This is a genomic window from Halosimplex carlsbadense 2-9-1 (assembly GCF_000337455.1).
GTDB lineage: Archaea > Halobacteriota > Halobacteria > Halobacteriales > Haloarculaceae > Halosimplex > Halosimplex carlsbadense.
The window spans coordinates 300440-319102 of sequence record NZ_AOIU01000013.1; the positions used below are offsets into that span (position 1 = coordinate 300440).

At 69.1% G+C, this 18663-nt stretch carries 16 protein-coding genes; 10 read left to right on the forward strand and 6 right to left on the reverse strand.

Going from position 1 to position 18663, the window contains the following annotated elements; all coding sequences use genetic code 11:
* A complete protein-coding gene (locus C475_RS07095) occupies positions 1 to 1572 on the reverse strand; it encodes an extracellular solute-binding protein (RefSeq protein ID WP_006883118.1) in 1572 nt (523 codons plus the stop codon).
* A 136-nt stretch (positions 1573 to 1708) separates the two neighbouring features.
* Here C475_RS07095 and C475_RS07100 point away from each other — a divergent pair, with 136 nt between their 5' ends.
* From C475_RS07100 to C475_RS07110, 3 genes are all read left to right on the forward strand, one after another.
* A complete protein-coding gene (locus C475_RS07100; protein WP_006883119.1) occupies positions 1709 to 2410 on the forward strand; it encodes a glycerophosphodiester phosphodiesterase in 702 nt (233 codons plus the stop codon).
* 81 nt (positions 2411 to 2491) lie between these two features.
* A complete protein-coding gene (locus C475_RS07105) occupies positions 2492 to 3139 on the forward strand; it encodes a hypothetical protein (protein ID WP_006883120.1) in 648 nt (215 codons plus the stop codon).
* Positions 3140 to 3160: 21 nt separating this feature from the next.
* Positions 3161 to 3562, forward strand: coding sequence for a hypothetical protein (locus C475_RS07110; RefSeq protein ID WP_006883121.1), 402 nt, complete (start codon positions 3161 to 3163; stop codon positions 3560 to 3562).
* 40 nt (positions 3563 to 3602) lie between these two features.
* Here the strand turns inward: C475_RS07110 and C475_RS07115 are convergent, their stop codons facing one another.
* From C475_RS07115 to C475_RS07135, 5 genes are all read right to left on the reverse strand, one after another.
* A complete protein-coding gene (locus tag C475_RS07115) occupies positions 3603 to 6047 on the reverse strand; it encodes a heavy metal translocating P-type ATPase (RefSeq protein ID WP_006883122.1) in 2445 nt (814 codons plus the stop codon).
* 213 nt (positions 6048 to 6260) lie between these two features.
* A complete protein-coding gene (locus C475_RS07120; protein ID WP_006883123.1) occupies positions 6261 to 7340 on the reverse strand; it encodes a metal ABC transporter permease in 1080 nt (359 codons plus the stop codon).
* Positions 7337 to 8251 carry a metal ABC transporter ATP-binding protein gene (locus C475_RS07125; protein ID WP_006883124.1) on the reverse strand — a complete coding sequence of 305 codons (915 nt, stop codon included), beginning with the start codon at positions 8249 to 8251 and terminating at the stop codon, positions 7337 to 7339. The genes C475_RS07120 and C475_RS07125 overlap by 4 nt, the downstream gene beginning before the upstream one ends.
* Positions 8248 to 9342, reverse strand: coding sequence for a metal ABC transporter substrate-binding protein (locus C475_RS07130; RefSeq protein WP_049930236.1), 1095 nt, complete (start codon positions 9340 to 9342; stop codon positions 8248 to 8250). The genes C475_RS07125 and C475_RS07130 overlap by 4 nt, the downstream gene beginning before the upstream one ends.
* Before the next feature lie 213 nt (positions 9343 to 9555).
* Positions 9556 to 10683 (reverse strand): ORC1-type DNA replication protein, encoded by a 1128-nt coding sequence (locus C475_RS07135; protein WP_006883126.1) that lies wholly within the window; start codon positions 10681 to 10683, stop codon positions 9556 to 9558.
* Positions 10684 to 11029: 346 nt separating this feature from the next.
* Between C475_RS07135 and C475_RS07140 the strand changes: the two genes are divergently transcribed.
* The 7 genes from C475_RS07140 to ligA all read left to right on the forward strand — a co-directional run bounded on the left by C475_RS07140 (position 11030) and on the right by ligA (position 18650).
* On the forward strand, positions 11030 to 11434 hold the full coding sequence (locus C475_RS07140; RefSeq protein ID WP_006883127.1) for an Hsp20/alpha crystallin family protein: 405 nt from the start codon (positions 11030 to 11032) through the stop codon (positions 11432 to 11434).
* Between the two features lie 159 nt (positions 11435 to 11593).
* Positions 11594 to 11971 (forward strand): ArsR/SmtB family transcription factor, encoded by a 378-nt coding sequence (locus C475_RS07145; protein WP_006883128.1) that lies wholly within the window; start codon positions 11594 to 11596, stop codon positions 11969 to 11971.
* A gap of 95 nt (positions 11972 to 12066) precedes the next feature.
* Positions 12067 to 13179 (forward strand): pyridoxal-phosphate-dependent aminotransferase family protein, encoded by a 1113-nt coding sequence (locus tag C475_RS07150; RefSeq protein ID WP_006883129.1) that lies wholly within the window; start codon positions 12067 to 12069, stop codon positions 13177 to 13179.
* Positions 13180 to 13327: 148 nt separating this feature from the next.
* Positions 13328 to 13717, forward strand: coding sequence for a hypothetical protein (locus C475_RS07155; RefSeq protein WP_049930240.1), 390 nt, complete (start codon positions 13328 to 13330; stop codon positions 13715 to 13717).
* Positions 13718 to 13879: 162 nt separating this feature from the next.
* On the forward strand, positions 13880 to 16168 hold the full coding sequence (locus C475_RS07160; RefSeq protein WP_006883131.1) for a nitric-oxide reductase large subunit: 2289 nt from the start codon (positions 13880 to 13882) through the stop codon (positions 16166 to 16168).
* 49 nt (positions 16169 to 16217) lie between these two features.
* Complete coding sequence (locus C475_RS07165; protein ID WP_006883132.1) at positions 16218 to 16478, forward strand: DUF7123 family protein; 261 nt, start codon at positions 16218 to 16220, stop codon at positions 16476 to 16478.
* 78 nt (positions 16479 to 16556) lie between these two features.
* Positions 16557 to 18650 carry an NAD-dependent DNA ligase LigA gene (ligA, locus tag C475_RS07170; RefSeq protein WP_006883133.1) on the forward strand — a complete coding sequence of 698 codons (2094 nt, stop codon included), beginning with the start codon at positions 16557 to 16559 and terminating at the stop codon, positions 18648 to 18650.
* Positions 18651 to 18663 lie beyond the last annotated feature (13 nt).

Genomic DNA, 18663 nt, shown 5'->3' on the forward strand with positions numbered 1-18663 from the left:
TTAGACGCTCTGTTCGATCTCTTCGAGGCTCCCTGCGAGCGCGCTCATCGCCTCCTCGGGGGCCTGTTGCTGGGCGATCACACCGTTGACGCGGCTGGCGATCTGCGAGGACTGGTCGGGCCAGACGACGGTCACGGGCCGCGGGATGGCGTTCTCGCCGGCCACCTGTAGCGTCTCCAGATGCGGCCCCCACGGGTCCACGTCGCCGACGTTCTCGGGGTCGAACAGCCGCTGGTCGCCGGTCAGGTAGCCCAGCTCGCTGAACTGGAACGTGCGGAAGCTCTGCTCCATCGTCGCCTCGATGACCTGCACCGCCGCGTCGACGTTCTGGGAGTTGGGGTTGACGGTGAGGTGCCACCCGCCCAGCGCCGAGGCGGTGCCGCCGATCCCCTCGTACTCCGACTCGTCCTGGCTCACCGCGTAGGGGATCGGCATCGTCCCGAGGTCGTCGGGCGACAGGTCGCCGGACTCCTCGAAGGCGGTCGCCGCCTCGAAGATGCCGCTGGGCCAGTAGCGCAGCGCGACGGCGTTACCGTTGGTGAACGGCTCCAGCGACGGGCCCTCGGTCCACTCCAGCACCGCGTTGGGCGAGATCTGCTGGTAGCCGTCGAGGGCCTGCTCGTCGTCCGAGCCGTGGATGAGCGTCCGGACCATCCGTAGCGCCTGGTAGACGGGCTCCTCGTCGACCGTGACCGGCCGGTCGCCGACGGGACCGAACAGGGTGTCCCGACCGCCGAAGTAAGCGCCGCCCCAGGTCGTCATGAACTCGTTGAACGTACAGCAGGAGAGCCCGACGTAGTCGGTCCCCTGCCAGTTGAACCCGTACTCCACGTCGGCGTTACCGTGGGTCTCGGCGATGACTTCCGAGAACCGCTGCCAGGTCATCGGCTCGGTCGCCCAGCTCTCACCCTCGGGATCGAAGCCCGCGTCGGTCACCAGGTCCTTGCGGTACTGGATCGTCGGGAAACCGACCTGCCAGGGGACGCCGTACAGTTCGCCCCGCGGGCCGCCGCCCATCCCGGTTCCGGTGTCCGTGTCTCCCCCGCCACCGCCGACCGCCTGGGCCGGCGCGCGGGCGCTCTCCAGCGGCGCCTCGAAGTAGTGCTCGTCGAGCATCGAGAGCGCGTCGTCGGAGAGGCGCTCGCTCAGGTTGACGAGCTGGTCCCGGACGACGAAGGGGATCGTCCACCCGCTGTCCATCCGGAACACGTCCGGCGTCTCGCGGCCGGCGTTGAGCCAGCTGCGATACTGGGCCTCGACGTCGCCGGAGATCTCCGAGGTCGAGAGGAAGCTCACCTCGATGTCCTCGGAGAGACCGGCGTCGTATAGCGCCTGCCTGGTGTCTTCCGCGCGGTCGGTGACGTTCGACGGCATCGCCATCTCGACGGTCCCGCCACCGCCACCATCACCGCCGGTCCCGTCTCCGGTCCCGGTACCTGCACCGGGCCCCGCGCCGTCCTGGCAGCCGGCGAGCCCGACCGCCCCGGCCACCCCGACGGCCTTGACGAATCGCCGCCGCGAACTCGACGCTCCGGGCCCACTCTCCGCTCCCGACGATGAGTCGTTGGACATATCTTTGACGATCGATGCTGCCAGACTAAGGTATAGTCCGGCATCGGCTGACACGCTCGGAATAACCGCGGGTTACCGCTGCCACCCCTGTCGAAACGGTCGCCGCCGACTTGATGACGGCCGCCCGACATAGCGTATGGAACTCGTCGGCCACCGCGGCTGTCCCGACCACGGGCCGGAGAACTCCGCCCGGGCGGTCGCGGCGGCCGCGGAGCGACTGCCCGCCGTCGAAGTCGACCTCCGGCGCTGCGGGTCGGGCGATCTCGTCGCCGTCCACGACGAGCGCGTCGACGGCGTCACTGACGGGACCGGCCGCGTCGCCGACCTCGACCTGACGGCGCTACGCGAGTTGCGCGTCGACGGGTCTGACGAGCCCGTCGCCACGTTCACCGAGATCGTCGACGCCGTCCCGGCCGGAACGACGCTCCACGTGGAACTCAAAGAGCCCGGTCTCTGGCGGGACGTGCGAGCGGTGCTGGAGCGGGAGACGGCACCGGCCGTCCGCATCTCGTCGTTCTCGGCGCCGGCGCTGGCCGAGATCGCCCGGTCGGAGTGGGTCCCGGAGACGGGTCTGCTGTTCGGCGACCATCCGACGGCGAACCTCGACCTCGCGGCCGCGCTGGACTGTGCGAACGTCCACCCGCCCGCGCGGTTGTGTCTCGAACCCGGCGGTCGCGCCCTCGTCGACCGAGCCCACGACGCGGGGTTCGGCGTCTACGCCTGGGGGCTCGAAGCGGCGACCGACGACCGGGCGGACCGGACCGCCCCTGTCCGGGCGCTGGCCGACCGCGGCGTCGACGGCGTCACGACCGACACCTGGGACCTCCCGCAGCCGTAGCGGCCGCTTACGCCCCGTAACTGTCGCTTAGCGATCGAAACCGACGACATCCTCAAGCCGCCGACCGTTCAACCGCGGGCCATGCGACGGCCCACGGAAGCCTCCTCACAGGTGCGAGCCGCGCCCGCGGACTCGGCGTCCGGAGCGACCGGAACGGACGAAGCGGGAAACGACCGCCCGAGGTCGGCGACGCTCGCCGACGCGACGACGGCCGACGCCGAAGCGGTCCTGGCCGACCTGGTCGAGGCGGGCGCCGTCGACGCGACCGGCGACGACGCCCGACCTACCGACGGGTTCGACGAACGCCGCCGGGCGGAGATCGAGCGCCTCCGGGCGCTCTCACTCGAGGACCTCGCGGCCGCGACGCTCGCGATGGCGCCCACTGCGACGAGCGCCGAGCCGGTCACCGAGGGCGACCGCGCGTTCGTCGTCTGCTCGGACGGCTCCGGCGAGCCCGCGGGCGAAGTGTGGATCCGTCGACCGGTCGCGGTGGCGGAGACCGCCGCCGCGCTCGCGCTGGCCGAGGCGACCGACCTCCCCGCCGACCGCCGCGCCGTCGCCGCGCACGGCCTGTCGGTCTTCCTCGACGACTGCCCGGGCTGTGGAACCGCACTCGAAACGCGGAAAGCCGGCGGCTGCTGCGGCCCGCCGCGGACCGACGCCGACGGCCACCCGCTCCGAGCGCTCGTCTGTCCGGACTGCCGGACGCAGTTCGTCGCTTTCGAGTAGCCGCGACGCCACCCGTCGGGCATGGCCCGCTATCTCCTCGCGACCGCGTCGGTCCACACGACCGCCGCGGCCGCCGACTACCTCGCCGACCGCCTCACCGCCGACGACGAGGTGCTCGTGGTGACCGTCGACGAACCCGACCTCGACAGCCGGGACGCCGGCGACGCCGCCAACGTCGCCCGGTCGCGCCTGTTGCCGGCGACCGTCGAGGTGCTGGAGCGGGCGGGCGAGCCCGCCGCGGAGATCCGGTCCGTCCTCGCCGAGCGCGCGGTCGACGCGCTCCTCCTCGGGCCGCGCCGGGGCGATCCGGACGCCGGCGGCGAGGGCGGCGAATCCGGCGCGGACGCGCCCGGCTCGACGGTTCGGTCGCTGCTCGGCGACGTGACCGTGCCGGTGGTGATCGTCCCGACGCCCGAGCTGTGAGGGCCGTCCCGGTGGCCGAACCGTGAGCGACGCGTGGCCGTCAGTTGCCGGCCGACTCGGCGCCGTCGGCTCGCACCCGCGAGAGGCGCATGGCGTTGCCGGTGACGGCGGTGGTCATGCCGGCGTCGCCGACGAGGACGGCGACCCAGATGGGGACGGCGTAGAAGGGGACGGCGAGCGCGAGGCCGGCCTTGACGAGCAGGCTCGCGCCGATGTTCTGGCGGATGACGCCGTTGGCGTCGCCGGCGAGTTCGTAGAGGTAGGGCAGTCGCGAGAGGTCGTCGCCCATCAGCGCCACGTCGGCGGTCTCCAGGGCCGTGTCGGTGCCGGCGGCGCCCATCGCGACGCCGACCGTGGCCGTCGCCATCGCGGGCGCGTCGTTGATGCCGTCGCCGACCATCGCCACACCGCCGTCGAACTCCGCGACGAGGTCCTCGACCGCTGCGACCTTCTCGTCGGGGAGGAGTTCGGCGCGATAGTCGTCGACGCCCACCTCCTCGGCGATGGCCCTCGCGGTGCGTTCGTTGTCGCCGGTGAGCATCACGGTCCTCTCGACGCCCAGGTCGCGCAGACGCTCGACGGCCCGTTTCGCCTCGGGCCGGACCTCGTCGGCGACGGCGATCAGACCCTCGATCTCGTCCTCGGTCCCGACCAGGACGACGGTTTTGCCCTCCGACTGGAGGTCGGGCACCGCGTCGGCCAGCAGGTCGAGACAGTCGTTGCGCTCGCAGATGTCCCGGCTCGTCTGCGTGACCACGCCGCCGTCGGTCGCCGCGTGGACGTGCGAGAGGTCGAACCCCAGATCGGCGAACAGCCCGGGTTTGCCCGCGTAGTGGGGCGTCCCGTCGAGTTCGGCGCGGACGCCCTTGCCCGTGATGCTCTCGAAGTCCGCGACGCTCCGGTCGTCCACGTCGCGCTCCTCGGCGCGGTCGACGATGGCCTCGCCGATCGGGTGTTCGCTGCGCGTCTCGAGGCCGCGGGCGCACCGCAGCACGCCTTCCTCGTCGTTGCCGTTGAGCGGGACCACGTCCGTGACCGTCAGCTCGCCCTTCGTGAGCGTCCCGGTCTTGTCGAAGGCGACGGCGTCGACCGCGCCCATCGCTTCGAGGTGGGACCCGCCCTTGACGAGCACGCCGTTTTTCGCGGCGCTCGTCACGCCGGAGACGACCGAGACCGGCGTCGAGATGACGAACGCGCAGGGGCAGGCCAGCACCAGCAGCGTCAGACCGTCGACCACGGCCTCGGGCCAGGTCGTGTTCAACAGGAACGGCCCGCCGACGGTGAGCAGGACGGCGAACGCGACGACGACAGGAGTGTAGTAAGCGGCGAAGCGCTCGACGAACTGCTCGCGCTCGGTCTTGTTCGACTGGGCGTCCTCGATCATCGCGACGACGCGCGAGAGCGTGTCGTCGCCGGCCGCCGAGGTGACCCGGACCTCCAGGTAGCCCTGTTCGTTGATCGTCCCCGCGTAGACCTCGTCGCCGGTCGTCTTGTCGACGGGCACCGATTCGCCGGTGATCGGCGCCTGGTTGACGGCGCTGTCGCCGTCGACGACCTCGCCGTCCATCGGGATCTTCTCGCCCGGCTTCACGACCACCACGTCGCCGACCGACACGTCCTCGACCGGGACCGTCTCCGTCCCGTCGCCGCGCACGACCGTCGCCTCGTCGGGCGACAGATCCATCAGCTCCTGCAGCGAGTCCCGCGCCCGGTCCATCGAGGCGCGTTCGAGCAGCTCGGCGAAGCTAAAGAGCGTCGCCAGCGTCGCGGCCTCGAAGTACAGCGCCTCGCCGAACGCCAGGCTCGCCGCCAGCGCGCCGACGATGGCCACCGTCATCAGGAAGTCGATGTCGAGGTTCAGGTGCTTCGCCGAGTAGTAGCCGTTGCGGACGATGGTCTTCCCGCCGACGGCGACGGCGACCAGGAAGAGCATCGAGGAGACGAACAGCGGCTCCCCGAGGACGGTCGCGACTCGCAGGTTCGCGCCCGGCAGGCCGAACTTGAAGGCCAGCCCCGCCGCGAGGAAGACCCCGCTGATAGCCGTCTCGACGGCCCGGGAACTGCGCCAGACGCCCTCGGCAGCGTCGCCGTCGCGATCGTGCCCGTGGCCCTGGTCGCCCCCGCCGGTCCCGTCGCTCTCGACGGCGGTCACCTCGTAGCCCGCGCCCTCGATGGCGCCGACCACGTCGGTCTCGCTCGTCGCGTCGGCGTCGTACGTCACGCGGACGCGACCGGTCGTCGGCTGGGTCTCGTAGGCGGTCACACCGCTGACCCGGTCGAGCCCGCTCTCGACTTTCCCGGCACAGGAGGCACAGTCCATGTCCGGCACCGAGAGCCGCGCCTCGGCGCTCTCGCCGGCCGCGACGGCCGGGTCCGTGCGCTCGCGGTCGTGTCCGGACTCGCGGCCACCGCAGTCGTCGTCACACCCGGAGGCGTCCCCCGGTGGTGGGTCGCCCTCGTCGTGGTCGCTGTCGGATGGGTCCATTAGTGAATCGTATCCGTCCCAAATTTATTAAGTTAGCTGCTAACTTTCGATTCTCGTTAGCCAGAATTATTAATATAATTCGATTTTGTTAATAAAAAGTCGCCGTCGTCCCGTTCGGCTCCCCCTCGGGGCTATCTCTCGGTCTCGCCGGTCGCGCTCGGCCGCTGTTCGGGGCTCGCCGGTCTCAGCGAGAGTCCTGTGGTTGCGTCCCTGTCACTCCGCTCCGGGACCGACATCGGCGCCATCGGCGTCGATGTTCCCCATATCGGGTGCAGTCTGCTCGCCGCGGGCGGACTGGATCTTGCCGACTGCGACGGCGCAGACGTAGATTCCCACGGCGAAGAGGACGATGACCCCGCCGGCCGTGACGCCGCCGTAGTAGGCGGCGGCGATGCCGAGCAACACCGCGAGTTCCGCGAGGACGACCGAGACCACGAGCGATTCGGAGAAACTCCGGGACACCTGGGTCGCGCCCGCGACCGGCACCACGAGCATCGCCGCGACGAGGATGACACCCATGATCTGCATCGCACCGACGACGACCATCGCCGTCAGCATCACCATCACCCGGTTGTACCAGTTGACGGAGATGCCGGAGACCGCGGCCGCCGTCTCGTCGAAGGTGACGTACAGCAGCTGGTTGCGCGTCAGCGCCACCGTCCCGACGATGACGGCGAACAGCACCAGGAGGATCGCCGCGCTCCCCGGCGACACCGTCGAGAGGTTACCGAAGAGGAACTGATTGACGCCGACGGCCAGCCCGCCCGCATTCAGACTGATGAGCGTCGTCCCCAGCGCGAACCCCGTCGAGAGGACGATGGCCATCGAGACGTCGTTGTACGCGTCGGTCGTCTCCGAGATGAGCTCGATGAACAGCGCGGCGATCATCGCCACGACGACCGCCGTGAGGTAGGGCGACACCCCCAGGTCGAGGACGGCGTTCAGGAACAGCCCGACCGCCACGCCGGCGAAGCCGGTGTGAGCCAGCGCGTCGCCGATGAGCGCGAGCTGTCGGTGGACGAGGAAGGTGCCGATGAGCGGCGCCATCACGCCGACGCAGAGCCCCACGAGTATCGCTCGGTGCATGAACCGGTAGCGCGGGTTCAGCATCTCCAGGCCCGTGAAGTAGTAGATCCACTCCATCAGCCAGTACCACTGCTCCAGGACCCAGTGAGGGGCGCCGAAGACGAGGTCGCCGACGGCGCCGAGGGCACCCTGCAGCGGGAGGGCCATCGACGGGTCCACGCCGGCGAGGACGGTCGTCAGGAGCGTTGCCACCACGCCCGCGCTCATCGGTCTACCCCCGCGAGTGACCGCGCACCGGCCCCGAACGCCCGGGCCAGCGCGTCGCTGTCGACGAACTCGTCGGTCGGCCCGTCGAAGTACACTTCGCGGTTCAGGCAGACGACGCGGTCGGCCTGTTCGACGACCGCCCCGAGGTCGTGCTCGATGAGGAGGACGGTGATCCCCCCGGCGTTCAGCTCTCCCAGCAGGTCGTAGAAGGCCTCGACCGACTCGGCGTCGACGCCGACGGTCGGCTCGTCCAGGACGAGCAGGTCGGCCTCGCCGGCGAGCGCCCGCGCGATGAACGCGCGCTGGCGCTGCCCGCCCGAGAGCTGGGTGATCCGGCGGTCGGCGAACGCGCTCATCCCGACGGTCGCGAGCGCGTCGTCGACGATGGCCCAGTCCTCGGCCGCCAGCCGTCCGGAGACGGCGTTCGCGGCTCGCCGGACCGTCTCCACCGGGTCCTCGCGCAGGGCCGCGGCGACGGTCCGGTCGTCGGCCGACAGCCGATCGAACCCGACGTGGGGGTATCGACCCATCTTCACCACCTCGCGGACGGTGATGGGCATCTCCTTCGCGGCGCTGGCGTGCTGGGCGACGTAGCCGAGCCGTTCGCCGTCGTCGAAGCGGTCGGCGCGCTCGCCGAACAGACGGGCCCGTCCCGCGTCGGGTTCGAGCAGCCCCAGCATCAGTTGCATCAGCGTCGACTTGCCCGACCCGTTCGGCCCCACGACGGCGATGTACTCCCCCGGGTCGACGGCCAGCGAGACGCCCTCGACGACGGGCGTCGCCGTGTAGCCGAAGGCGACATCGCGGAGGTCGATAACCGGCTCGCCCGTCGGGGTCTCCGCGTTCGTCGCGGCGGTCGGTCGCTCGTCGGTTCTCTCCGCGGTCGCCGAGTCGGTGTCCTGTGAGCTCATATCGGTTCGAAGTTTCGCCACTGTTCGAGCCACGCCGCCGACGGCGCCGCGTCTTCGGGCGCCTCGTTGCCGAGGACGATGTCGAGCGTCGGCATGTTGATGTTGTACGCGATCTCCTCGTAGCCCCAGTCCTCCGCGACCCACTCCTCGCGGACGCCGGCGTACGGCGTCACGGGGAAGTACGCCTCCACGGCCGTCTCGCGGACGAGCTGCTGGGCCGGGCGCTGGGACTCGAAGACGCCGTTGGCGATGTAGCGGATGTCGTTCTCGCGGATGACCCGTTCGGCCTCGCGGATGTCGGCCGGCTTGACGTCGCCGCTGGCCGCGAGGCTTGTCACGAGCGGTCGCATCTGCACGCCGTAGCGCGCTCCGATGTACTGGAAGGCGTTGTGGGCGGCCAGCTGGACGATGTCGCGGTCGGCCCGGTCGAAGATGGCCTCGTAGTCCGCGTCGATAGCGTCGAGGACCTCGGAGGTGTACGTCTCGGCGTTCTCGCGGAAGGCGTCGGCGTACTCCGGGGCGATCTCGGCGAACCCCTCGGCGATGTTGTCGACGGACTGCTTCGCCCGCTGTGGGTCCAGCCAGAAGTGCGGGTCTTTCCCGCGCTGGGCCCCGACGCCCTCCTCCTCGCGGTCGAGCGAGGCGGCGAGGTCGACCAGTTCGATCCCCTCCCGGACGTTGATCAGCGCCGTGTCCACGTCGTCGCCTTCGATGGTTTCGATAGCCCGGTCGGCCCAGGGCTGGAACTCCTCGCCGACGTGGACGAACGCGTCCGCCTCGATGATGCGCTGTGTGATACTGGCGTTTGGCTCCCACCCGTGGCCGTGCAGCCCCGTCGGAACGAGGTTCTCCACCGTCAGCGGTGTCCCGTCGGCGATCTTCCGGCCGAAGTCGAAGAAGCTGAAGAAGGAGGCCACGGCGACCGGCCCGTCACCGCCGCTGTCACTACCGCTATCGCCGTCACTCCCGGCTTCCACCGGCGCGCTCGGCAGCGCCGTGCAGCCGGCGGCCCCCGCCAGCACCGCCGCGCCGCCGGCGCGGAGCGCGTCCCGTCGCGTCACTGTCCGTTCGTCGTCTGTATCGAATGGCATAGCTTAACACCAAATCCAAAGATTAGATTTGTCTAATCCCTAGTTGAACGATAGTGTGTTTATAGGTTTTGGTCGGAGAAATTACTGTTGACGAGGACGCTGTGGCGAGGACGGACCGGTGTCCGTCCGCTCGAATCGTCGAACCGGTGTCTCGGTCGGTACCACCGGTCGGAGAACGCCGCTGGGGGGTCGATCCGGGGCCGTCGGCCCCCACTACAGCCGTTCGAGGACGGCGTCGGCGTCGTAGTTGAGCGTCAGCTCCCGCGAACGACCGCGACCCTCCACGTCGGCGTAGCTGGCGGTGATGATCCCCAGCTGGTCGAGCTTGTTGGTCACCTCGGAGTAGCGGGTGTAGCCCAGCCCCGTCTCGTCGTTGAACACGTCGTAGATGTCGCCGGCGCGCTTGCCGTCGTGTTCGGCGATCACCTCCAGCAGGGCGCTCTCGGCCTCCGAGAGTTCCTGCAGCCGCCGCGAGAGGTGGACGTACTTGGACTTGTCGTAGGCCTTCTCGACGTCTTGCATCTCGATGGCCTTGCTCGCGCGCATCTCGGCGTTGAGCCCCGCCCGGCGCATCAGGTCGATCCCGACCCGCAGGTCACCCCCTTGCTCCTCGGTACACTCGGCGACCCGGTCGAGGACCGGCGCGTCCATCACGCCCTCGTGGAACCCGCGGTCGACCCGCTCTTCGAGGATGTCGACGATCTCCGTCTGGTCGTACTTCGGGAAGTAGACGTCCTCCGGGCGGAAGACGCTCTGGACGCGCGTGTCCAGGGCGTCGATCACGTCCAGATCGAGGTCCGAGGAGATGCAGACGACGCCGATCTTCGCGCCGCCCTGCTCCTCGTGCGCCCGAAGGAGCGAATAGAGGGTATCGGATGCCTCGTCCTCGTAGAAGAGGTAGTTCACGTCGTCGAGCGCGACGGCCAGGACGCGGTCGTCGGCGACCAGCTGGTCGGTGATCTGCGAGAACAGCTTCTTGAACGAGATGCCCGACGAGGGGGGCTCGTAGTCGAACACGCCCTCGAACAGCCGCGAGAACACCGAGTACCGCGTCGAGTTGACCTGGCAGTTCACGCGCACCGTCTTCACGTCGGTCTGGGCGCGGAGTTCGCCGAACAGCTTCTGGACGGCGGTGGTCTTGCCGGTCCCGGGCGGCCCGCGCGCGACGACGTTCAGCGGCCGCGAACCCCGAACCGCGGGCCGGAGCGCGTACTTCAGCGTCTCCATCTGCGTGTCGCGGTGGAGAAACGTCTCCGGCAGGTAGTCGATCTCGAAGACGTGTTCGTCGCGGAACACCGACTCGTCCCACGACAGCATCCCCTCCTCGGGGTCCTCCGTCATTACTTTCACCACGCTCCCCGCGCCACTTAACCGTTTGCCAGTCGGAGCAAAAGTGGAACGCAACCGCCAGCAGACGGTATGTTTCCGCGCTCGACAGGTCGAAATCTGGTCGGCGTCCCGCGGAATCGCGCCCGGCGCGCCGGAAGTGAAGCGGGCGTCGGACGGGTCGGCGGCCGGTGTCGCGCAGCGATCGCGAGGGCGTTCACCGCTCACCGTCGAGTGCGGTGGCTCTCGCACGACTTCGTTTCGCAACCCCATCAGAAACAACTGCTACACCCATATCGCCGCGCGCGGACACGGATCCGCGAGCCGAAAGCTTTTGCCGCCGATTCACATACTCCCTTTCATGCGACGCGACGACCGCGACGACCCCTTCGACGAGTTCTTCCGGGAGATAGAGCGGATGATGAACGACGTGATGGACGACGCCCGCGCCCGCGGCGGTGCCGGCGCCGGCGGGCCCGCCGCCTCGGAGCCCTCGGGTGCGGACGTACACCTCGACGTCTACGAGGAAGACGACTCCCTGCGGGTCGTCGCGGACATCCCCGGCGTCGACAAGCGCGACATCGACCTGCGCTGTGACGGCGAAGTGCTCACCCTCGACGCGGCCGGCGACGCCCGCGAGTACCACGAGCGGGTCCGTCTGCCCGCCCGCGTCGACGAACACTCCGCCTCGGCGTCGTACAACAACGGCATCCTCGAGGTGACGTTCGACCGCGCCGACGACTCCGCGAACATCGACTTGTCCTGAGCGGCCCCGGTCGTCGCCGCCGCCCTCGCGGCGGTAGTCGCTCGTTTTTCTTCGCCGGTCCGTACGCCCGCGAGCCCGCGATTCTCCCGCGACAGACATCCGCGCCGCCGGTCGCCCCTCGCCACAAAGTACAGGAGCGAGCCGTCCGGATCGCCGCCGATGACCTCTCCGGTTGACGACCCGGCCGAGGCCTTCGACGTGCTGGGCGACGAGACGCGACTCTCGATCCTGCGGGCGCTGGCCGACGCCGAGGAGCCGCTGTCGTTCACTCGCCTGCGCGAACGGTGCGGCGTCGCCGACTCCGGCCGGTTCAGCTACCACCTGCGCCGGCTCTGCGAGTACTTCGTCCGCGAGACGGAGGGGGGATACGAACTCGGACACGCGGGCGGTCGCGTGATCGCGGCGACGGGCGACCCCACGGGCACCCAGTCGGAGTCGAGTGATGGCGCCGAGTCCGAGGTGTGCCCGGTCTGCGGCGACGAGGAGTGCGGGAAGCTGTTCCACGTCCACCTCTCGCCGCCGTGGCGCGGGGAGTGACGCCGACTGTGTCGACCGTGTCACCGCTGTCTCCCCGGCATCAAAACTACCATACCCTCCCGCTCCGACCGTTCCGATAACAGACGGTGGTTTCCGTGTCCAAGAAACAGGAATACACAGGCGACTACGACGACAAGACGCTGTACATCCCCGGCCCGACCGAAGTCCGCGAGGACGTCATCGACGAGATGGCCCAGCCGATGTTCGGCCACCGGATGGACCGGATGACCGACCTCTACACGACCATCGTCGAGGACACCAAGGAGTTCCTCGGCACCGACAACGAGGTCGTCATCCTCACCGCCTCCGGGACCGAGTTCTGGGAGGCCTCGACGCTCAACCTCGTCGACGAGAACATCCTCGTCCCGACCTGCGGCAGCTTCAGCGAGCGCCACGCCAACGTCGCCGAGCGCCTCGGCAAGGACGTCGATCGCCTCGAATACGACTGGGGCCAGGCGATCAAGCCCGAGGACATCCGCGCCGAGTTGGAGGACAGCGACAAACACTACGACGTGGTCGCCACCGTCATGAACGAGTCCTCGACGGGCGTCCGCAACCCCATCGAGGTGATCGGTGACGTGGTCGCCGACTACCCGGACACCTACTTCGTCGTCGACGCCGTCTCCGCGCTGGGCGGCGACTACGTCGACATCGACGAACACGACATCGACGTGATCTTCGCCTCGACCCAGAAGGCGTTCGCGATGCCCCCGGGTCTGGCGGTCTGCGTGGTCAGCGACGACGCCTACGACCGCGAACTGGAGAAGGGGTCGGCGTCGTGGTACGGCGGCTTCCAGCGCACGCTCGACTACTACGACCGGAAGGGCCAGACCCACTCGACGCCCGCCATCCCGGTCATGCTCGCCTACCGCAAGCAGATGAAGTACATGCTCGAAGAGGGCCACCAGGGCCGCGACCAGCGCCACCGGGAGATGACCGAGTACGTCCACGACTGGGCCCGCGAGCACTTCGACCTGTTCGCCGAGGAGGGCTATCGCTCCCAGACCGTCTCGTGCATCGAGAACACCCAGGACATCGACGTGGCCGCGACCATCGAACAGGTCTCCGAGGAGTACGACTTCGTGTTCTCCAACGGCTACGGTTCGCAACTGGGCGAGAAAACGTTCCGCATCGGCCACATGGGCGAGCACGACCTCGAAAGCATTCAGGAACTCACCGACGCCATCGAAGACGTGGCCGGGCTGTAAGTCCGGTACCGCACCTCGACGGGTCTCGTCGGTCGCACACAGCGGTCGGTGTCCAGGCGACGGGAACCGGATTCGCCACCGCTCCGACCGGCTCCAACCCCGTAAACACCAGCAGTTTCTTGTACGTTGTAAAACACTATCGGGCATAATGAATGTGGGACCGAAGCAGATCGTCGGCGAGGAACTCTGGCGGAGCGTCGTCTGGAGCGCGATCGGTCTGCTCGGCTGGTCACTGATCATCTCGTCGACCGACCGGCTCGACGCAAGCGCGATCACCGTCCTCGGACTGCCGGTGGCCACCTGGTCTGTCCTGACGCTCTCGATGATCGGGATCCGGCTGGCGACGGGGATGGAACTCAAGGTCGAGACCGAGAGCGGGCGGTACCTGATGTGGTTCGTCGGGCTCGTCGTCGGCGCGTTCGTCGTCCTGTGGCTGATCCTCGTCCAGTCACAGCCGTGGACCCTGATCGCGGTGTACGCCGCAGGGTCCGTCCTCGGGACGCTCGTCTGGCGAGGCTATATCGAGCGGGCGACGTGACCGGACGGCTCGCCGAGACGGGAGCGCCGGACGTCCGGACCACCGGTCCCGCCGACGGTCGCCAGGACGGGACTCCGATACCCGGACGAACACGTTCGCGTCGCTTATCGACCAGCGAGAGTCGGGGAGAGGCACCTAAGGGAGCGGATCGGACCGCCGCACATGGAACTCAAGCGTTCGACGATCGCGAAGCTACTGGCGGCGGCCTTCGTGTTCAACCTGGTGGTGATGGCCGGCGGCGCCTGGCTGGCCTATCAGGAGGCGCCGCCGATCCCCGAGGACGTCGTCGGTCCCGACGGCGAGACGGTGATGACGGGCACCGATATCCGCGAGGGCAAGAAGGCCTTCCAGCGCGACGGGCTGATGAACCACGGGTCGATCCTGGGTAACGGGGCCTACTACGGCGCCGACTACACCGCCGACACGCTCGACCTGAAAGTCGAGCACATGCGCGAGTTCTACGCCCGCGACCGCTACGGGAGCGAGTACGGCGTTCTCGACTCCGCCGAACAGGCCGCGGTCGGCGACGTGGTGCAGTCGGACCTCGACGAGGGCTACGAGGGCGGCGCGATCCAGTACTCCGCCGCCGAGGTGTACGCCCACGAGCAGACCAAGGAAGAATACGTCGAGCGCTACCACGAGGGCGACCACGCCCGCGGCGTCCCGGCGAACATGATCGACGACGAGACCGAGGCCCGACAGTTCGCCGACTTCGCGCTGTGGACGGCGTGGTTCTCCCACACCGACCGGCCGGCCGGTGACCACTCCTACACGAACGACTGGCCCTACCAGCCCGCCGCCGGCAACGACGCCACCGCCGCCGCGATGACCTGGAGCGTCGTCGCCATGGTCCTGCTCGTCGGCGGCGCCGGCGCCGGCATCTGGCTCTACAAGTCCGTCGAACTCCCCGAACCCTCCGCCGAGGGGATCTCCGTCCCCGACCCCGGCGACGTGAGCGTCTTCCCCAGCCAGCGAGCCGCGCTCCGCTTTATTCCGGTCGCCGCCGGGCTCTTCTTGGCGCAAGTCCTCCTCGGCGGGCTCCTCGCGCACTTCTACATCGAACGCGCCGGCTTCTTCGGGATCGAGGAGATCTTCGGCGTCCACATCCTCCAGTTGCTCCCGTTCGCGCTGGCGAAGACCTGGCACATCGACCTGGGGATCCTCTGGATCGCCGCGACGTGGCTCGGCGCCGGGCTGTTCCTCCCGCCGCTGCTGACCGGTCACGAGCCGAAGCGGCAGTCGACGTTCGTCAACGGCCTGCTCGGCGCGGTCGTCGTCGTCACCGTCGGCGGTATGGCGGGCATCTGGCTGGGCGCGCAGGGCTATCTCGACGGCGCGCTGTGGTGGCTGATCGGCAACGAGGGCCTGGAGTACCTCGAAGTCGGCAAGGTCTGGCAGGTCGGCCTGCTCGTCGGCTTCCTCACGTGGGCCGCCCTGTCGATCCGCGGACTCAAGCCCATGCTCGACCGCGAACCCGTCTACGGGCTCGCGCACATGATCCTCTACGCCGGCGGCTCCATCGCCCTGCTGTTCACTGCGGGTTTCCTCTTCACCCCCGAGACCAACATCGCCGTCACGGAGTTCTGGCGCTGGTGGGTCGTCCACATGTGGGTCGAGGGGGCCTTCGAGTTCTTCATCGTCGCCATCATCGGGCTCACCCTGGTGTCGATGAACCTGCTCACCCGCCGCAGCGCCGAGAAGGCCGTCATGCTCCAGGCGCTGTTGGTGATGTCCACCGGCGTCATCGGCGTCTCCCATCACTACTGGTGGATCGGCATGCCTGACCTGTGGGTGCCCATCGGCAGCGTCTTCTCGACGCTGGAGCTGATCCCGCTGGTCTTCATCCTCTACGAGGCGCTCGGCCAGTACCGCGCGATGGCCGGCGCCGGCGAGACGTTCCCGTACAAACTGCCGTTCATGTTCATCGTCGCGAGCGGCGTCTGGAACTTCGTCGGCGCCGGCGTGCTGGGCTTTTTCATCAACCTCCCGCTGATCAACTACTACGAGCACGGCACCTACCTCACGGTCGGCCACGCCCACGCGGCGATGTTCGGGGCCTTCGGCTTCCTCGCGCTGGGGATGGTCACCTACATGCTCCGGATCGCCATCCGGCCCGAGCGGTGGGACGGCTCCTGGCTGCGCGGCGCGTTCTGGCTGTGGAACGTCGGGCTCGCGCTGATGGTGTTCGTCTCCGTCCTGCCCGTCGGCTTCCTCCAGCTGGAGGCCATCTTCACCGGCAGCTACGACGCCGGGCGGAGTCTCGCCTTCTACAACCGACCCATCGTCCAGAACCTGTTCTGGGCGCGCCTCCCCGGCGACACCATGATCATCGCCGGGACGGCGCTCTACGCCGCCGACCTCGTCCGCAAGCGGTTCGTCCTCCGGTCGACCGCCGACGACCCCGACGTCGACGACATGGCTGTCGCCGAGGGCGTGTTGAGCGACGATTGACGGCGGAATACGGCGCATAACGATGTGGTGGCGCGCCGTTCGCTCGGCCATGCCCACGCCAGCCCGCCGGGACCGGTCGCTCACGCGACCCTCGCTGTCGGAGACCCAGTCGCGACTCCTCTCGTATCTGTGCGACCGGGTCGACGGGACCGCCTATCTGAAGGCCAAACACGTCGCCGACGAACTCGACCTGTCCAGCAAGGAGGTCGGGATCAACATGGGAATCCTCGCCGACCGCACCGACGAGGTGACCATCGAACAGTGGGGTCGCTCGTCGAGCACGACCTGGAAAGTGGACGCCGGGGACTGACCGCGTTCGGGACCTAACTCGCGGAGCGGCGGCCTCGTACCGACGGTTCAAAGAGGGTGCCGGCGCGAAGGTCGGCCAATGAGCGACGACGCGGCCGACGCACCGGCGGACAACTCCTATCTCGCCGAGCCGCCGACCGACTTCGACCCGGTCGAGGAACTGACCGAGGCCGACGCCGAGGCCCAGGCCGAGGCCCTCCGCGAGGCGGTCCGCTATCACGACCAGCGCTACTACGTCGAGAACGACCCGGAGATCGACGACCGAACGTACGACGCCCTCTTTTCGCGACTGCGGGACCTCGAAGAGGCGTTCGGCATCCAGACGGCCGACAGCCCGACCCGGCGGGTCGGCGGCGCGCCCCGCGACGAACTCCCGGACGTGGAACACGTCGCGCCGATGCGGTCGATCGACCAGGGCGGCGAGGCCGAGGAGGTCCGCGAGTTCGACCGTCGCGTGGGCGAGGGGCTCGACTCGGCGGACTGGGACGGGGAGATCGAGTACTACTGCGAGCCGAAGTTCGACGGCCTGTCGGTCGAGGTGGTCTACGAGGACGGCGTCTTCGAGCGCGCCGCGACGCGGGGCGACGGCACGGTCGGCGACGACGTGACCGAGAACGTCCGGACCATCCCCAGCGTCCCCCAGCGCCTGCGCGGCGACTACCCCGAGTTCCTCGCCGTCCGCGGCGAGGTGTACATGCCCAAGCCCGCCTTCCAGGCGTACAACCGCGAGTTGGTCGAACGGGGCGACGACCCCTTCGCCAACCCCCGTAACGCCGCCGCCGGGACGCTCCGCCAACTGGACCCCTCCGTGACGGCCGAACGGCCGCTCTCCGTGTTCTTCTTCGACGTGCTCGACGGGTGGGAGTTCGACACCCGCTGGGAGATGCACGAGACCTTCCCCGAGTGGGGCCTGCGCGTCTGCGACCGGACCCAGGTCGTAGGTGATATCGAGGCCGCCGTCGACTACCGCGACGCCCGGCTGGACGAACGGGACGACCTCGACTACGAGATCGACGGCGTCGTGATCTCCGTGAACGACACCGACGCCTGCGACGAACTGGGCACCACCTCGCGGGCGCCCCGCTGGGCGTTCGCCTACAAGTTCCCCGCCCGCAGCGAGCACACGACGGTCCGCGACGTGGTCGTCCAGGTCGGCCGGACCGGCCGGCTGACCCCCGTGGCGCTGATGGACCCCGTCGAGGTCGGCGGCGTCACCGTCTCGCGGGCCTCGCTGCACAACCCCGCCGAGATCGAGCGACTGGGCGTCGACGTGGGCGACGAGGTGCGCGTCCGCCGCGCGGGCGACGTGATCCCAGAGGTGGCGGAAGTCACGGAGGCCGACGGCGACGGCCACTTCGAGTTCCCCGCGACGTGTCCCGTCTGCGGGAGCGCCGTCGAGCGCGACGGTCCGATGGCCTTCTGTTCGGGCGGGCTGGGCTGTCGCGCCCAGCGCGAGCGGTCCGTCCAGCACTACGCCTCCCGCAAGGGCCTCGATGTCGAGGGCGTCGGCGAAGAGCGCGTCCAGCAGCTGCTCGACGCCGACCTCGTCGACGACGTGGCCGACCTCTACGAACTGACCGTCGACGACCTGACCGACCTGGAGGGGTGGGGCGAGAAGAGCGCCGAGAATCTGCTCGCCGAACTCGACGACGCCCGCGAGCCGCCGCTGGCGGATTTCCTCACCGCCATCGGCATCCCCGAGGTCGGCGAGACCGTCGCCGCCTCGCTGGCCCGCCACTTCGGCACGTTCGACGCCGTCCGCGAGGCCGACGAGGACGACCTGCAGGCCGTCGCGGACGTGGGCCCGACCGTCGCCCACGAAATTCGGGACTTCTTCGACAGCGAGGCCAACCGCGACGTGCTCGACCGTCTGCTCGCCCACGTCGACCCACGGGAAGCGGAGACGACGACCGGCGACGCCCTCGACGGGCTGACCTTCGTCTTCACCGGCTCGCTCGACGGCTACACCCGCAGCGATGCCCAGGATCTGGTCGAGCGAGCCGGGGGTTCCGCGACCAGCAGCGTCTCCAGCAACACCGACTTCCTCGTGACCGGATCGAACCCCGGCCAGACCAAGCGCGACGACGCCGACGACAACGACGTGCCGATCCTCGACGGCGTCGAGGCGTTCGAGTCGAAACTACGTGAGTACGGCGTCGATGTCGAGGATTGAGGCCAGTCGAGGC

What these genes read in the sequence shown, in the direction of transcription:
- C475_RS07095 (WP_006883118.1), bottom strand. Translation starts at nt 1,572, where the DNA reads ATGTCCAACGACTCATCGTCGGGAGCGGAGAGTGGGCCCGGAGCGTCG.
- C475_RS07135 (WP_006883126.1), bottom strand. Translation starts at nt 10,683, where the DNA reads ATGACGGAGGACCCCGAGGAGGGGATGCTGTCGTGGGACGAGTCGGTG.
- C475_RS07160 (WP_006883131.1), top strand. Translation starts at nt 13,880, where the DNA reads ATGGAACTCAAGCGTTCGACGATCGCGAAGCTACTGGCGGCGGCCTTC.
- C475_RS07105 (WP_006883120.1), top strand. Translation starts at nt 2,492, where the DNA reads ATGCGACGGCCCACGGAAGCCTCCTCACAGGTGCGAGCCGCGCCCGCG.
- C475_RS07110 (WP_006883121.1), top strand. Translation starts at nt 3,161, where the DNA reads ATGGCCCGCTATCTCCTCGCGACCGCGTCGGTCCACACGACCGCCGCG.
- C475_RS07100 (WP_006883119.1), top strand. Translation starts at nt 1,709, where the DNA reads ATGGAACTCGTCGGCCACCGCGGCTGTCCCGACCACGGGCCGGAGAAC.
- C475_RS07115 (WP_006883122.1), bottom strand. Translation starts at nt 6,047, where the DNA reads ATGGACCCATCCGACAGCGACCACGACGAGGGCGACCCACCACCGGGG.
- C475_RS07125 (WP_006883124.1), bottom strand. Translation starts at nt 8,251, where the DNA reads ATGAGCTCACAGGACACCGACTCGGCGACCGCGGAGAGAACCGACGAG.
- C475_RS07155 (WP_049930240.1), top strand. Translation starts at nt 13,328, where the DNA reads ATGAATGTGGGACCGAAGCAGATCGTCGGCGAGGAACTCTGGCGGAGC.
- C475_RS07145 (WP_006883128.1), top strand. Translation starts at nt 11,594, where the DNA reads ATGACCTCTCCGGTTGACGACCCGGCCGAGGCCTTCGACGTGCTGGGC.
- C475_RS07140 (WP_006883127.1), top strand. Translation starts at nt 11,030, where the DNA reads ATGCGACGCGACGACCGCGACGACCCCTTCGACGAGTTCTTCCGGGAG.
- C475_RS07130 (WP_049930236.1), bottom strand. Translation starts at nt 9,342, where the DNA reads ATGCCATTCGATACAGACGACGAACGGACAGTGACGCGACGGGACGCG.
- ligA (WP_006883133.1), top strand. Translation starts at nt 16,557, where the DNA reads ATGAGCGACGACGCGGCCGACGCACCGGCGGACAACTCCTATCTCGCC.
- C475_RS07165 (WP_006883132.1), top strand. Translation starts at nt 16,218, where the DNA reads ATGCCCACGCCAGCCCGCCGGGACCGGTCGCTCACGCGACCCTCGCTG.
- C475_RS07120 (WP_006883123.1), bottom strand. Translation starts at nt 7,340, where the DNA reads ATGAGCGCGGGCGTGGTGGCAACGCTCCTGACGACCGTCCTCGCCGGC.